This window comes from Thermus neutrinimicus, assembly GCF_022760955.1.
GTDB classification, from domain to species: domain Bacteria; phylum Deinococcota; class Deinococci; order Deinococcales; family Thermaceae; genus Thermus; species Thermus neutrinimicus.
The window spans coordinates 1-1,179 of the sequence record NZ_JAKTNU010000039.1 but is presented as its reverse complement, the minus strand read 5'-3'; the positions used below and the strand labels follow the sequence as shown (position 1 = coordinate 1,179).

The following is a 1,179-nucleotide window of genomic DNA, read 5'->3' as shown; positions in this document are numbered from 1 at the left end:
CTCAGTACACGTCAAAACGTGGGACCACCCCTTTAGGATGGACCTGCGCCCACGTGGATGGGCAGGTACCCATAGGAGGTGGTCCCCATGGAACAGCTTACCCCACTCATCAACGCCTTGAAGCGATACTGGAAGGCCGACCTCAGGCGCCTCACCTTCCTGGCCGCCCTGGTGATGGCTCTGGTCACCGCCCGCACCACAAGCGGCCCCAGACTCGCTCTTTCCCTCGGCTCCATAGCCAGCCCTGACCCCCGCTCCGCCTACCGAAGGTTCCAGCGGTTCTTGGCCTGGCCGGGGCTGGACGGGGAGGGCTATGCCCGCTTCATCTTCGCCCTCCTCCGACCCCAAGGGCTCCTCCTGGTCATGGACCGGACCGAGTGGGAGCTGGGGAAGAGCAAGGTCAACCTCCTGATGCTGGCCTTCCTGTACCAAGGCCTGGCCGTCCCCCTGTTCTGGAGCTTCCTTCCCCACGACGGCAACTCCTCCACCCCCGAACGCATCGCCCTGATGGAGAGGGCCTTGGCTTTCCTGAGGGCCCACTTCCCCCACCTCCGGGTGGAGGGGTTCCTGGCGGATCGGGAGTTCATAGGGGAGGCGTGGTTCCGGTACCTGGAGGAGAAGGGCATCCCCCGGTGCATCCGAATCAAGGCCAACACCCGGATGTGGCGGTTGGGCTCGGGCCCTCGGGCCTGGGAGCTCTTTGCCTCCCTGAAGGTGGGAGAGAGCCGGGTGCCCAGGCGGCGGTACTGGGTCTACGGGCGGCGCATGTGGGTGGTGGGGTTGCGCCTTGGGGTCCGGGAGTGGCTGATTGTGGCTACGGACCTGGACCCTCACCGGGTGCTGGAGGTGTACGGGCTCAGGTGGGGGATAGAGCGGCTCTTTGGGGCCCTGAAGGGGCGGGGATTTGACCTGGAGGCCACGCACGTGACGCGGGGGGAGAGGCTTTCGCGGCTTTTGGTCCCCTTGAGCCTGGCCTTCGTGTGGGCGTTTCGGACGGGGCTTGTGCTGCACCGGGTGCGTCCGGTGAGGCCCAAGAAGCACGGGAGGCTGGGACAGAGCCTCTTCCGGGCGGGGCTGGACCTGCTCACCCTTTGGGCGCTTGCCCTCTGGGGTGCAGGGGGAGGAAGGCGCGGAAGTCCCTTGGGGTTATGCCCTATGGAGGTTTTGACGTGTACATAG

1 protein-coding gene is annotated in these 1,179 nt (G+C 66.1%); it reads left to right on the top strand.

Annotated features, from left to right (window positions below):
- Positions 1–87: 87 nt before the first annotated feature.
- The gene (locus L0C59_RS11035) at positions 88–1,179 is read left to right on the top strand and encodes an IS4 family transposase (protein ID WP_014514485.1); all 1,092 of its coding nucleotides are present in this window, start codon (positions 88–90) and stop codon (positions 1,177–1,179) included.